At 64.7% G+C, this 14576-nt stretch carries 13 protein-coding genes; 12 read left to right on the top strand and 1 reads right to left on the bottom strand.

Annotated features, from left to right (window positions below):
* Positions 1-152, bottom strand: a 152-nt coding sequence (locus tag GQ56_RS42590; protein WP_031403614.1) for a transposase, incomplete at its 3' end; no start/stop codon positions are given.
* 432 nt (positions 153-584) lie between these two features.
* Here GQ56_RS42590 and GQ56_RS45290 point away from each other — a divergent pair.
* The 12 genes from GQ56_RS45290 to GQ56_RS0138055 form a co-directional block, all read left to right on the top strand.
* Complete coding sequence (locus tag GQ56_RS45290) at positions 585-959, top strand: hypothetical protein (RefSeq protein WP_152601997.1); 375 nt, start codon at positions 585-587, stop codon at positions 957-959.
* Positions 960-1123: 164 nt separating this feature from the next.
* Complete coding sequence (locus GQ56_RS0138010; protein WP_407638620.1) at positions 1124-3121, top strand: two-partner secretion domain-containing protein; 1998 nt, start codon at positions 1124-1126, stop codon at positions 3119-3121.
* 2 nt (positions 3122-3123) lie between these two features.
* Positions 3124-3267, top strand: coding sequence for a hypothetical protein (locus tag GQ56_RS45775; RefSeq protein WP_161788608.1), 144 nt, complete (start codon positions 3124-3126; stop codon positions 3265-3267).
* A gap of 2 nt (positions 3268-3269) precedes the next feature.
* Positions 3270-5063, top strand: a complete 1794-nt coding sequence (locus GQ56_RS0138020) for a ShlB/FhaC/HecB family hemolysin secretion/activation protein (protein ID WP_031403616.1) — start codon at positions 3270-3272, stop codon at positions 5061-5063.
* Between the two features lie 102 nt (positions 5064-5165).
* Positions 5166-6014 (top strand): peptidylprolyl isomerase, encoded by an 849-nt coding sequence (locus tag GQ56_RS0138025; protein ID WP_031403617.1) that lies wholly within the window; start codon positions 5166-5168, stop codon positions 6012-6014.
* Positions 6015-6071: 57 nt separating this feature from the next.
* Complete coding sequence (locus tag GQ56_RS47330) at positions 6072-6314, top strand: RDD family protein (RefSeq protein WP_031403618.1); 243 nt, start codon at positions 6072-6074, stop codon at positions 6312-6314.
* A gap of 18 nt (positions 6315-6332) precedes the next feature.
* A complete protein-coding gene (locus GQ56_RS0138035) occupies positions 6333-7073 on the top strand; it encodes a hypothetical protein (protein ID WP_152601998.1) in 741 nt (246 codons plus the stop codon).
* A gap of 326 nt (positions 7074-7399) precedes the next feature.
* Positions 7400-8305, top strand: a complete 906-nt coding sequence (locus tag GQ56_RS0138040; protein ID WP_152601999.1) for a DMT family transporter — start codon at positions 7400-7402, stop codon at positions 8303-8305.
* 38 nt (positions 8306-8343) lie between these two features.
* The gene (locus tag GQ56_RS45295; RefSeq protein ID WP_152602000.1) at positions 8344-8904 is read left to right on the top strand and encodes a hypothetical protein; all 561 of its coding nucleotides are present in this window, start codon (positions 8344-8346) and stop codon (positions 8902-8904) included.
* Between the two features lie 248 nt (positions 8905-9152).
* On the top strand, positions 9153-10202 hold the full coding sequence (ftrA, locus tag GQ56_RS0138045; RefSeq protein WP_063962890.1) for a transcriptional regulator FtrA: 1050 nt from the start codon (positions 9153-9155) through the stop codon (positions 10200-10202).
* 867 nt (positions 10203-11069) lie between these two features.
* Positions 11070-12074 (top strand): FHA domain-containing protein, encoded by a 1005-nt coding sequence (locus GQ56_RS0138050; protein WP_031403622.1) that lies wholly within the window; start codon positions 11070-11072, stop codon positions 12072-12074.
* The coding region (locus GQ56_RS0138055) for a TOMM system kinase/cyclase fusion protein (RefSeq protein ID WP_043301757.1) at positions 12071-14576 on the top strand (2506 nt) is incomplete at its 3' end. The genes GQ56_RS0138050 and GQ56_RS0138055, both read left to right, overlap by 4 nt.

The following is a 14576-nucleotide window of genomic DNA, read 5'->3' on the forward strand; positions in this document are numbered from 1 at the left end:
GCCACATCCATACCGCCGAACTTGTTTCGCCACCGGTAGAACGTCTGCTCCGTGATGTCGTGCCGCCTGCACAGATCTTTCACCGGCTCTTCGCGGCTCTCGGCTTCCCGCAGAATGCGGATAATCTGTTCGTCGGTGTGTCGCTTCTTCATCGAGTTCTCCTTGCCTTTAGGATAAGGGAACTCACTTGCCATTTGGCTACACGATCCGCCGCGGGGCAGTGCGTTTAGCTGTTCATCGTGATCGATCCAGATGGGTAGTGTTTGAGTGTGGCAGCGCTTACTCGTTTCCTCCTGAGCGGGAGAAACGCTGCCGATCGGGTTATGCCGGTAAGCTAAAAGAAAACTTAACAATGGTTGACCTACAAGCCGGGCGGTTGGCGCTACATTAAGCGCGTTCACGCGCGAGGGAGTGCATCGAGCAGTGCTCTTTAAGTGACTTCGAGGTGTGGGCTGAAAACCAGCCTCTGGGGCAAAAACCGGGATAACTAACTACATCTAGGAGGAGGTCGCTGGCGAAGCCGCGCCGCGTCTAGGGTTGCGGGGTGTTGTGAACGCGGGTCGTGTCGGATGCTGGATACAGGGTTGTCTGCCTACGTCAACTGCACGGGGCCAGGTTCGTCGGTAGTGCTCGCACAGCCACAATGGATGATCGAGTTGCACATTGGTGCTGCATTGTTCGGTTCGTTACTGTTTGCGCTGTTTGTACTGGGTACTCCGTCGGCCCTGAACGGCCCGGTGTCGGAAGCCAGTTACGCGATTGGCATAGTGCCGCGTATCGGTGCGGCTCGATTTCTCATACCCGCTAATGGTGCTTCCTTTTCGACGCTGCGGATTGTTCAGCTCCTCGGTGTGATTGTTTGTTTGATGATTCAGTTCGTGTCGGTGGCACGACTGGTGCCACGAACGGCCCGCAGCCAGATGAAGGCAAGCCCGGCAAGGTGTTGCGTGGGCGCTTGACGGCGTAGAGGTTATTTACGATTAGAGAGGACGGGTTTTCGTCCTCGTCGGTTAGTTGTATCCGGTGTTTGAGAAACGTCAAATATTATAAATTCGTAATCCTAATTGTGTGGTCAGACAATATGAAAATAAAACGACTCACTCACTGTTTGCTCATCGCGTGGATGAGTTGCGCGGGGATAAGCCATGCCGCAGGTATCGTTGTCGACGGTGGAACGGTGACGACTGTTTCGGCCGGGGCAAATGGTCGTCAAACGGTCAACATCGCGCCCGCTTTCGGCGGCGTCTCGAACAACACCTACTCGTCGTTCAACGTATCGAAAGCCGGCGCAGACCTGAACAACGCCGGCGTGAACGCGAGCACGATCGTCAATCAGGTCACGAGCACGAACCCGTCGCTGATCCAGGGCGCGATCAACGTGCTGGGTCCCCGTGCGAACGTGATCCTGGCCAATCCGAACGGCATCACGGTCGATGGTGGAAGCTTCGTGAACGCAGGCCACGTCGTGCTGTCGACCGGCCAGGTCAGCTTTGACGACCTCACGCTCGCGCCCGGCGTGACCCAGCGCAACGTCGTACTGAATACGAACCAGGGTGCGATCACGATCGGCCCGGGTGGACTGTCCGGAGACATCGTCAATCTTGATCTGATCGCCAGGCAACTGAACATCAACGGTCCGGTCACGAACAGCTTCACGAGTTCGACAAGCGGCATCCGCGCGATCGTCGGCAGTGGCACCGCCACCTATGACACGGGCTTCTCGCCCTCGGACAACGGTCACGACTGGCTGATCGGCGCGACATCGTCCGGCGCGAGCAACAAGGGCATAGCGGTCGATATCACGGCGGCCGGCGGACTCACCGCAGGCCGCGTACAGCTCGTCGTCACCGACCAGGGCGCGGGCGTGCATAGCCTCGGCAAACTCTATGCGAGCGCAGGCGACGTCGTCGTGTCGAGTTTGGGGGATATCTCGGTGGCGGACGGCTCGATCACGGCCGCGCACGACGTGCAGCTGTCGACCACCGGCGCGGTCGCGCTGCAAGGCGCGCAGGTGACCGCGGCGAACGATGTGTCGATTGCGGCGAACGGCATCGTGCTGACGGATGATGCAACCGGCCCGTCTACCATTTCAGCTCAGGCGGGGGCGGTGAACCTGACCAGCACGGCGGACATTTCGAATACCGGCAGCGTGATCCAGGCCGGCGAGACGCCGCAAAACGGCCCGACGACCGGCGGCAACGTGACGCTCACGGCCGCCGGAAACATCGCAAACGATTCCAGTGCTTCGAACCTCGGCATCGTGTTTGCCGCGAACGGCGCCGTGTCGCTGAGCGCGCAGCGCAACATCACCAACGACAACGCGCGCATCCTGTCGAACCAGGGCGTCACGTTGACCGCGCAGGGCGATGTGTCGAACCAGATCGACCACTCCGGCGGCGTCAACGGCGGCCAGCCGGCCGCGTATTCGGACACCGGCGGCGGCTTCCTGTTCTTCACGCACTCGACGAGCGGCGTGAACGTCGACTACGGCACGGTGAGCCGCCCCGACCAGCTCGCGTATATCGCCTCGACGGCGGGACCGGTGTCGATCACGGGCCGCAACGTGTCGAACACGGGCGGCATCATCCAGACCAATACCGGCGACATCACGATCGCCGCACAGACCGCGTTCACGAATGCAGCGGTGTTTTCGGGGCAGGCGAGCTACGTGCAAAGCTGCTGGATCTTCTGTCACGCGAGCGCTTCGAGCACGGTCACGCCTTACGGCGGCACGATCCAGTCGGGCGGCAACATCGCGATTCAGGCCGGCACGACGGCGAGCGACATCGGCGGCACGGTCTATGCAACCGGCAACCTGAGCGTCGCCGCACCGATCACCTATGCGACCGGCGTGACCGGCTATTCGGCGATCAACCAGGATCACGGCTTCAAGGCTTTCTTCGGCAGCACGTGGGCGGAGCTGATCGCGTTCGACGTTGGCGGCGGTTTTACCGCAGACGGGCTGGTTCGCCTGACCGGCGACGCGGTGATCGACGGCGGTTATCTGTCGGGCGGCAACGGGGTGTCGGTTGCAGGGACGACCACCACGCTTCGCGCGCCGTCGCGCACGCCGGTGGAGATCGGCCAGCATCTGGGCCTGACGACCTACTGGTGGCGCTGAACATGAAATGGTCCATCCTGAGCATCCTGCTGTTGGTCGTGTTCGCACTCGGATGCGTGCTCGTGTTCGTATGGGTGACGGCGCCGCCGCCATGCCTCAAGTCTGCCGCCGGGGCGCACTCGACGTCCCGGGCCCGTGAGGAGTGACGATGCGTATTTCACCCAAGATCTGGCTGTATGCGATTCCGGCGATCGCGATGTCGCATACGGCGGCATTTGCGCAGACCACGCCGCTTCCGGCGGCTCGCCCGATCCAGGATCCGGCGCAGCAGCTGATCGACCAGCAGCGCGAGCAAGCCCGCCAGCGGCAGCTTCAGCAGCCGCCGGCGTCGATCACGATCGCGCCGACGTCGGAAACGACGCTGGATATCCCGCCCGGTACGCCGGTTGACGCAATCGTCGAATCCGGACCGACGTTTCCGGTCGGAACGATCGCGCTGCGCACACCGGACGGCCAGCCGTTCGTGCCGCCGGGCGGGGTGTCGCGAGCGTCGCTGGCGGAGACGATCGCGCCGTTCACCGGTCACGACCTCGGCTCGCACCGGATCAATGTGCTTCTCAAGCGCTTGACGGATGTGTTCGTTGGGGCGGGCTTCGTGACGACACGCGCATTGCTCGGTCCGCAAAGCCTGGCGACCGGTACGCTCACGGTCACGATCCAGCTTGGCCGGATCGCCGATTTCGTGGTCAACGGAAAGCCGATTCAGCGGCTGAAGGCAGGGGAGGCGTCGGCCGGCGGCGGCTGGCTGACCGATGCCGGCTACGAGAACGTGTTTCCGGTGTCGCCCGGCGATCCGCTGCGACTGTCCGACATCGACCAGGGCGTGGCCCAGATCAACCGCCTGCGGCGCAATCAGGCGCAGGTGCAGATCCTGCCCGGCCAGGCGGCCGGCGATTCGATCGTCGAAATCGACAACAAGCCGGGCGATCGCACCTATGCGACGCTCGGTGTCGACAACTACGGCAGTTCGGCGACCGGCGTGACACGCTACCGCGCCGGCATTGAAGCGGACAACCTGGTCGGCCTGCAGGAGTCGTTGAGCCTGAACTACATCGACAGCCAGGACAGCAACGCGCTGGTGGGCTCGATCGCGGTGCCGTTCGGCCGCCATACGTTCAGCTACACGGTGTCGGACTCCGAGTACCAGCAGGTTGTCGGCACGACCGCGCTGCTTTACGGGCGCACGCTGTCGCACATCTTTGGGTGGAACTACACGGTGGACCGCACGCTCGCGGACGTCGTGAACCTCGACGCGACGCTGTCATGGCGACGCACCGACCGTGTCGTGAACGGCATCGACCTCGACCCGCAACGTCTTGCGGTGCTGCGCGCGGGCGTGAACTGGCTGCACAAATTCGCGCTGAACGACGCGGCCGGCAACGTGACGCTGGACGCCGGCGTGTCGCAGGGATTGCCGTGGCTCGAGGCGGATCACGATGCGGCCAATATCGATGAAACGGACGCGCACAGCCAGTTCACGAAACTCGACGCGACGGCGACCTACGCGCTGCCGCTGCCGAAACTCGGCGCGGCGCAGTTCGCTTATCGCGGTGCGCTGGGCGGGCAATGGACGAACGTGGCGCTCTACGGCTCGGAGCAGCTCTACCTGGGCGGGATGGATACGGTGAGGGGCTTCCGGTCCGGCGAGATTGCCGGCGACCGCGGCATCTATGCGCGCAACGAACTCGCGTGGGTGAACGTGCCGGCATGGCATGACGCGCGTGTCGAGCCGTACGTGTTTTTCGACGCGGGGAAGGCGAACCTGCTCGCGGAGCCGGGTTTCCCGACGCTGGCCGGGGCGGGTGCGGGACTGCGCACGCAATGGCAGTGGCATGGAAAACAGCTATCGGGCGAACTGTTGGCCGGGCGCCAGCTATGCCGACCGGCATCGCTGGGCTCGAAGGCAACGCTGGTGCTAGGCACCGCGAACCTGGCGTTTTGAACGTCAACGCGCCTTGCATCGTCCCTCGATGATCCGGACAGGACGAATGGGGCAATGGGGTTCGTTCCGTCATCCATTTTTCATTCAGCAGGAAAACGAATCATGCAAAAGACTGCCACTCGAATCCTGATCGCCACGGCGATCGCATGGCAACTGACGACACCCGCGAACGCACAGACCGTTACCGCGCCGACGACCGCGCCGACCTCGACAGTCGCGACCGTCAACGGGACGCCGATCACAAATGCCGAAATCAATGCGGTGTTGCAGGTGTCGAAGCAGCCGGACAGTCCACAGATCCGGCAGGCGATCAAGAATCAGCTGATTGCGCGGGTGTTGATCCAGCAGGCGGCCGAGAAGGCGAACTACGGGAGCAGGCCGGAGGTTCAGACGGCGATGCAGGCGGCGAAGGTCAATGCGGAGACGCAACTTTACCTGAAGGACAATGTGAAGCCGGCGTCGGTGGCGGATGCGGACGTCAAGGCGCGCTACGACGAAATCGTTGCTTCGCTCGGCCAGGATGAATACAGGCCGCGCCTGATCGTCGTCAAGGACCCTGCGACGGCCGCCACCGTGCTGAGCGAATTGAAGGCGGGTAAGCCGTTCGATGGTGTTGCACGCCAGTACAGCATTGCGCCGAGCCGCGATGCCGGCGGCGAATTGCCGTGGGTGAGCTTCAGGACGCCGGCGACGGACGGCAAAACGTCGGGTTTGCCGGTGGCGATCGCGCAGGCGCTCGAAAAGCTGCCGGTGGGCGCAATCACGTCCGATTCCATTGCGGTCGACGGCGCGAGGGTCATCGTGAAACTCGACGCGAAGCGGCCGACGCAGGTACCATCATTCAACCAGGCGCAGGCGCCGATCCGCCAGCAGCTCGAGGCGCTCGCGCTGCAGAAGGCGAGTGCGCAGTTCGTCGGCGGGCTGTTGAAAAGCGCGACGATTCAACAGTAGGGAGCGGGGTCGCCATATCTCGCCTTCTACAAAATCCTGAGAGCACCGAAAAAAGACATGACGGCAAGTGAAAACGCAGTAGAAGAAGACGCGGTGATTCAGGAGGGCGAGGTCGCGGGGTTCTGGCGCAGGACGGTGGCGTTTGGCATCGATTGCATCGTGCTTGGATTGATCGGACTGGCGCTGGCCGTTTTATTCTTCAATCCGTTGGCCGAAATCGGACAGTGGGGAAGATTGATCGGATTCCTTATCGGTCTGATTTATTTCGGCTTGATGGAAGGACATGCAGGACGAAGTTAGTCACTCGGAAAGCAGGCATTGAGTATCAAGGTCGTCAGGCGTGGCGCAGACGGGATCGCGCCGCTGAGCGTGAAACAAGCGTGTCTGCGCTATGCAATAGTCGCCGTCCCGACCGTTCTCGGCGGTATCGGATTCGTCGACCTCCCGGCGATGAACTCGCCCGATGCAGTGTGGGTCGTACGGTTGAACGCGTTTGCCATATCGATGTGGGGCGCGTCGCTGATATACCTGCTTGCATTCAACCGGCCCAGCCGGCAATCGTTGCAGGATCTTGCCGTCTCGAGTCTCGTCGTCCGGGTTTCGGCGAAGCAGGCGCAAGTGGTGCCGGTTCGCAGACGGCACTGGGTCGTGCTGGGTGCGTTCGCCGGACTCATCTTGCTCGCGAGTCCGTTCGTGAATCGACTTCTTGCGTCGAAGCTGGCGGATCTGGACACGATCCAGCGTGCGACGTTGTCGGTGCCGTCGGTTCGGCAAAGCAGCGTCACGACGAGTCGCATCTGGCAACTCGGAGCGTCGGGCAAGGCCGCTCGCACCATCACGACGATTTCCGTTGTGAGCGGTTCCCCGATGCTGCAAGCGGAACAGGGTACGCATGCGGTCGCGCGGGCGGCTTTCGGCGCGTCGCCGATGCTTTCGAACCAGGACATCGTCACGATCGTTTCCGTCCGTGGCGTCGACCTCGGCATTGCCTCCTGGCGAACACAGTTTGTTGAAAGCTGGCCGGGACGCCAATGGCCATCGAAGATGGTGTCCCCATGAGGGTCTCGTCGGCCGGCTCGGGTCATTGCGGAGACGCACTCAGCGCGCCATCGTAGGACGCGGAGCGGCCACGAATGCCTGGATTGCCGGCGGACGCCTTCCGTCGGAAGGGTTTCGAGTCGGCTCGCCGTCTGCTCGCGCCCTTCGCCCGAATCCCTCGATTCCTCCTTCGAGGCCGCTATTTTGCACATCGCAAAATGGCATATCCTTTACGGTCATTGGCATCGACGCCACTTTTTCGACTACCCGGCTTCATCCAGTATTCAAGGCAAAGGGGCGTCGGTTGATTGCCCGAGAAAGCGATTGCCTCGTTATCGGAATACGCCATGACCACGAAGCGGCAAGTTGTGGGCGCAGGGATTCTGCTTGTCATGATCTATGCGCTGCAGTTTCTGACGGCTCGCGCGAGCCTCGAACGGCATATCACGCCCGCCGGCCTGACGATCCTCCGTTTTTACGCCGCGGGCGCCTTGTTCGTTCCTTACGTGTGCAGGGCCAGGACCCGAGCCGGTCTCGCGCAACTCGGGCTCGTCAAGATCGTCGCGCTGTCGTTGCTTGCCGGTTTCCCGTACCTGATGGTGATCAACACGGGAATCTCGCTGACCTCGGCGGGTTACGTCGCCACGGTGGGCCCGGGCTCGATCGTCCTTTTTTCATTCCTGCTGCCGGTTGTTTTACTGAAGGACCGTCCGAGCCACGCGTCGATGATCAGCACGGCCCTGATCACCGTGGGCATCCTTCTGTTCATCTACAACACGTTTCTGGCCAAGGGATTGTCGCCCGCCGGAACGGCGCTCTTCGTGCTCCAGGGGCTGATGTTTTCCCTGTACGGCATTCTGATCAGGAAGTGGCAGGTCAATCCGGTTCTCGGCACGGCGGTTGTCTCTCTCGCCTCGTGCCTGCCTGCATGCGTGGCGCATGCCACGACGCACACCGGCTTCGCCGATGCCACGATGAAGGAAATCATCTTCCAGGCCTTCGCCCAGGGGATCCTGTCGGGCGCCGCGGCGATATTCCTCTACACGTACATCGTTCGGACTGTCGGACCGCAAAAGGCGTCGCTGGTCATGCCCAGCGTGCCCATCATCACGACGGCGGCGGGATGTTTTCTGCTGCGTGAGCCGTTGAGCCCGGTCCAGGTCGTCGGGTTGATCGCCATGGCCCTGGGCATGTCGATTCCGGGGCTGGCGGCAATACGCCGGAAATATCCGGTTTCCGTTATCGCTTCATGAAGATTATCGAAAATGTAGAAATATAAAGGAAACTTTATATGAATATCGATGTTCAGCCGATCGTTGACTGGAACGAACCGGGCAATAGCGAACTGACAGGTCGTGCATCCGATCAACTTTCAAAGGGTGAAATTCCATACATCCGCATTCCCCGTTTTGCAACGACTGAAGAGTGCGATGCATGGGTGGACAGTGCGGTCAAGCCAGGGTTCGGGCCTTACCGCGGCGTCGAACCGATCATCAACCGGATCGGCAATACGGTTTTCGAATACAACGGCATTTCGCGGCATGCGTATTTCGCGAAAAGCGTCGCGCCGAGACGAATTCAGAAACGGATGTACGAGGCGTCGTGCGGGCCGCTGGAACGGTTCATCGCGTTGTTCGAGCAACGAGCGCGGCGGCATGTCGGCGTCGCGCGCATAGGGGATCAACTGGCGTGGAATCTCAACCTGCGCGTCTCTCACCGACAGCGGGCGGCCCCACAATTTCGAACGTCGGTGAAGTCCTTCCGACGACGAGATGAAAGAAGGGGCGCACAGCGGCGACGGTCGCGCCGTCGTCGGTGCGGAAGACGCCGTGTTCGCGCCGGCCGTCAGTGAGGTTCCACCCTGTCGGGCCGATCGAAGGCGAGTGCGCGTCCTTCACTTCGGCCATCGGGCGCCTTTCGGGCGGCAGCCTTGAGGCGTGGTCGCGATCGCCGTCGAGTCCGATCCCCTCGACAGGCGATGGTACGGCAACGCCAACCCTCACGGCGGCCGGATGAAGATCGTCCTGCCCGGAACGCCCGCAGGCGCGAAGGCCGCCGGGGTACGATATGGACCGATCGTTCGTGCCAAGGGGAGCCCGTATGAGCGTGGATCATGGGCGGAAAGCGGGGCCCAATGTCGTCTGTCTGATCTCGACCGAACTGCTGGCTTTCGAATTCGGTATTGCATACGAGGTGTTCGGCTTGCCACGGCCCGATTTCGGCGGCCGCTGGTACAGCTTCGCGTGCGCGGCCGTTCGCCCGGGCACGATTCATTCCAGCGGCGGGCTTCCCGTCTCCATCGATCAGGGCGTCGAAGCCCTGGAAGCGGCCGATCTGATCGTGATCCCGGGCTGGCCGGACGTTGCGGCGCCGGTCGAGCGTTCCGTCATCGAGGCCGTGCAGCGGGCCCACCGTCGCGGCGCGCGCATCGCCTCGCTGTGCTCGGGTGTCGTCGTTCCGGCGGAAGCCGGGCTCCTGGACAACGGCAAGGCGACGACGCACTGGCGTTTCATCGACAGCATTGCCAAGCGCTTTCCACTGGTCGAATTCGATCCGGACGTTCTGTACGTCGACCGCGGAACGGTGCTGACCGCCGCGGGGAGTGCCGCAGGTATCGATCTGTGCATTCATATCGTCCGGCAGGATTTCGGCGTGGAGAAAGCCAATATCGTGGCGAGAGGACTCGTCATGCCGCCGCATCGCGAAGGCGGGCAGTCGCAGTTCATTCCCCAGCCGGTCCCCAGGGCGTACGAGGCAACGCGTATCGGCGGCATCCTGACGCACATCCGGCAGCACCTGGGGGAGAGCCATCCGGTCGAGACCCTGGCGCGACAGGCGGGGATGAGCCTGCGGACGTTCCAGCGGCGATTCGAGGCATTGACCGGACTTCCACCGAGTTCGTGGTTGATGCGCGAGCGCCTGAGGGTCGCCTGCGAACTGCTGGAGCACAAGGCGGAATACAGCCTGGAGGAGGTCGCGTCGCTCAGCGGTTTCGGCACGCTCCCGACCATGCGGCATCATTTTCGCAAGATGCTGCGGACCAGTCCGCGCAGCTACCGGATGATGTTTCAAGGCGCGTTGTCGCCGCATCAGCAGGCCGCCGAAGCGGCTGCGCAACGAAGCGACGACGCGTCGCGGACGCGGGCCTGACGAACCCGGCGTCCGTTCGAACCGGGCCTGCGCGGGATCGGACGCCGCGCGCTGGTCGCTGACGGCCTGTTCCGGTACGGACGGGCCCGCTTGTTCTCCCCGAGACCGCTTGCGCCATCCGGATACAGCCGGCGAGTGGATGCCGTGCCGGCTCTCGGCTTCGTGCACGATCGGAATGACCAGATCGTCAGGTCAGTCGCCTCGCCGTCGAGATTCGCCCGCCGCCGCGACCAACAAGATGTCGCCCACCAAACGGCGACAGGAAGCGTCGGCTCGGCGCGAATGACGGAAGCCCGGCCCGGAGCACCCGGTTCTCGCCGGTGCGCGATGACGGCATGCATTGAACAGTGAATAAATGAATGAATTCGGCGAATAAAACGACAATGGAAATTATGTGATTTTCGTAAATTATCGAACCGATTCTGACCATATCCGGATTGCGTCGGTTTTGTGACGCCGGGTTCGAAAATCGTGCAGATCGCTCGCTCTGGCCGCCGGCTGGCGGCTGCGGGAACGGCCCCGGTGCATGCGCACCGGAGTCTATTCGATCCCTAATTAACCCGTGAAATCTTTCGAAATACCGCGTATGGCAATCGGAACTCGAGAACTGATTATTCCGGTTGCTGTGTATGATTTTATTTGGCAGGATTTTCATCAAGTTGCGCGGCCATAAAACAACAAAGCGGCCGACCATTCAATTAACGGAAATGACGCATTCCGGATGGGCGACGGTTTGACGGATAGATGACAAAAAAGTAACGAGGCGGCGAACAGGCGGCATTGTTCGCGATGGGTGAATCAATCGCTTGCCCGGCGACGTCGATGCATCGCGCCATCGATCCGGGCGAATCCGATACGGGGCCGGTCATGGCGACACTCAAGAACGATTCTTCCGGGGAAGCGTGCCTGCTCCGCGCGTATCACGTGTTCGGCCGCGACCCCGCGCGCTGCGACACCGTCATCCGGGACGCATCGGTGTCCCGCGTCCATGCCCACGTACGCTGGAGCGGCGGGCGGTGGGAACTTCACGATCACAGCAGCAACGGCACGTCGGTATCGGGCGCGCCGTTGCGCGACGGCGAGCACGCGGTGCTGAAACCCGGCGACGTGATCCGGTTCGGCCGGGCCGGTATCGCGCCGTGGCGCGTCGAGGCGCTCGACGATCCGGCCGACACGCTCTGGCCGATACGGGGCGCCGCGCCTCCGATCGTGCTCGCGCCGAGCCAGATCCTGCCCGCGCATGCCGCGCGGCCGGTCTCGATCGTCCGGTCGGCGGCTGGCGAATGGCTGTGCGACGACACGCTGCCGCCGCGCGCGCTCCATGACGGCGACGAAGTGTCGACCGGCGACGTCACGTGGCGCGTGGCGCTGGTGAGCGGCGGTTCGACGATGTCGCTCGCGGTGCCGGCGGATCCGGCCGCGCCGGCGCAACTGCTGGAATTCTTCGTCAGCCGTAACGAAGAGCACGTGCGCACGCTGCTGCACGTGCGCGGCGGGGTGGTCGACCTCGGCGAACGGGCCCATCACTACAGCCTCGTCACGCTCGCGCGCGCACGCTCGGCCGACATGCAGGCCGGCTACGACGCCGCGTCGCAAGGCTGGATCGATCTCGGCCGGCTGGCGCACATGCTCGGCATCGATACGTCGCACGTCAACGTGCAGATTCACCGCGCCCGGAGCCAGTTCGCGGCACTGCCGGGGCTCGACGCGAGCCAACTCGTCGAGCGCCGGCGCGGCAGCGTCCGCTTCGGCGATTTTCCGTTCCGCATCGTGCGCGGGGAGCATCTCGAATGCCAGTCGGTGCCGGGGGGCGCCGAACTGCGTTTCGACGCGCATCGTCCGGCGTCGGGCCCGGTCGTCCATTTCTCGTGAGCGCGGGAGAACCGGCGGTAACGCCGGCGGCGTCCCGCGCGCCCGCCGTGCCCGGCGCGTCCGAATCGCGGCGGGCCGCCGCGCCTTTCGCGGAGCTTGCCGGCAAGTGGCATTACCGGCTCGGCCCGCTGCTCGGCGAAGGCGGCAACGGCGTGGTGTTTCGCGCGACCTGCGGCGAAACCGGGCAGGAGGTCGCGATCAAGCTGATGCGCGACGACACGGCGCGGACCGCGCCGGAACGCGCGCACCGGCGTGCGCGTTTTCGGCGCGAGACGCGCCTGTGCGAAGCGCTGCGGCATCCGAACATCGTGGCGCTGCTGGACCAGGGGCAAGCGCCGGACGGGCGGCTGTTCGCGGTATTCGAACTGGTGCAGGGCCGGACCGTGCGCGACTGGCTCGCGGCGGACGGGCCGCTGTCTGCCGTCGACACCGGGCGGCTGATGACGGAAGTGCTCGACGCGCTCGCGGCCGCGCATCGGCGCGGCATCGTGCATCGCGATCTGAAGCCGCAGAACATCGTGATCGCGATGGCCGACGACGGGCCGCATGCGAAGCTCCTCGATTTCGGCATCGGCGCGTTGCTGCCCGGCACGGAAGACATCGCGCGCCAGACCGCGACGCTGGCGACGGAGGTGCTCGGCTCGCCGTCGTATTGCGCCCCCGAGCAATTGCGCAACGCGCCGCCGACGCCGCGCAGCGACCTGTATGCGTGGGGCCTGGTCGTGATCGAATGCCTGACGGGCGATGTGGTCATGCAGGGCGCAAGCGTGGCGGACATTCTCTATCAGCAGCTCAGCCCGGTGGATGTCGCGCTCCCGCCGTCGATCGCGTCGCATCCGCTCGGCTCGGTGCTGCGGCGCGCGCTGAACAAGAATCCGGAGCAGCGCGCCGCGTCGGCGGACGAACTCGCGGCGCAGTTCCGCACGCTCAACTTCGCGGCGCTCGTCGGCCAGTTCGATGCCAGCCGCGCAAGCCGGCGAACGCGCGCGCAGCCGTCCGCGCCGCGGGGCGACACGATCGCGGTGGCCGGCGAGTACCGGCAGGTCACCACGCTGTGCTGTTGCGTGACGATCGCCGGGGAGGGCAGGCAACGCCACGCCGGGACCGATCACGGCGATCTGCTCGACGGCTACGAGGAGCAGTGGCTGACGAAGTGCGCCGACATCGCCGTCGGCTACGGCGCGCACGCCGGCGGACGGCTCGGCGATACGCTGCTGTTCCATTTCGGCCTGCAGGGCGACCTCGACCGGCCCGCGCGCCGCGCGGCGCGCGCGGCACTCGACATGGTGCGGGTGGCCGAGCGCGCGCGGCTGCCGGTGCCGGCGACTGCCGGCGGCATCGGCGGCGGCGAAGGCTGGCGCGTCGAAGTGGCCGCGGCGATTCACGTCGGGCAGGCGCTCGCGCACGCGTCGCACATGTCGGGCGTCTCGACGCCTGCCGCGGCGTCGCGGTTGCTGAGGCTGGCCGGACCCGGGCAGATCCTGATCAGCGACGATGCGCGGCTCGCGCTCGAACGGCATGCCGACCACCGGCCGACCGCGCTGCGGCTGGCGCGCGCGGGCCTCGTGCCGCAGCCGGTCCATGAGTTGCTCGGCGAGCGGCGCGCCGATACGCCGTTCGATTCGCTCGACACCGGCACGCGGGCGCCGATGGTCGGCCGCGCGCGCGAACTCGACGCGCTGCTGCGCGCGTGGCAGGAGACGCTTGCACGATACCGGCGCGCGCTGCGTGGCGAGGCGGCGCCGTACGGCGTGCCGCGGCTCGTCGTCGGCGACGCGGGCATCGGCAAGTCGCGCCTCGTGCACGAGCTGTGCGAGGCCGTGCGGCTGCAGGGCCACGCGTTCGCGCATTGCGGGTGCCTGCCCGAGCGCGAGAATCATGCGCTGTTTCCGATCCTCCGGTTCATCGGCGCGCACTGGCACATCGACGCCGACAGCCCGGCCGGCGGCGCGCTCGCGGCGATCGACGCGATGATCGCGCCGCTCGAATGCGATCACGCGGCGGCGCGCGCCGCGCTTGCGACCTGGCTGGGGCTGCCCTGCGACGCGCAGGGCTTTTTGTGGTCGAGCGCGCGCGAGCGGCATGCGTTGTTCGACGTTCTCGAGCAACTGATCGTGTCGCTCGGCAACGGCGCGCCGGTGTTGCTCGTCGTCGAGGACGTCCAGTGGATCGATCGCTCGACGGAGGATTTTCTGGGATACCTGCAGGGCTCGCCGCGCGCGGCGGCGCTCGCCGTGGTGTTCACGTCGCGTCCCGACAAGCTCGGGCGCTGGCGCGGCACGACCGAACGCCTGGTGCTGCGCCGGCTGTCGCGCGACGACGCGCAGCGCCTGATGTCGGCGCACCTCGGCCGGAGCACGCCCGATCCGGTCTGGCTCGACCAGCTTGCCCATCGCACGGCGGGCATCCCGCTGTTCATCGAGGCCGTCGCGCGCGAGCTGGAGACGAGCGGCGCGGAGGGGGCGCCCGCGGGGCGGCGGGCAAGGGACCCCTATCCACACC

The sequence above is a fragment of the Burkholderia paludis genome, assembly GCF_000732615.1.
In the GTDB taxonomy this organism is placed as follows: domain Bacteria; phylum Pseudomonadota; class Gammaproteobacteria; order Burkholderiales; family Burkholderiaceae; genus Burkholderia; species Burkholderia paludis.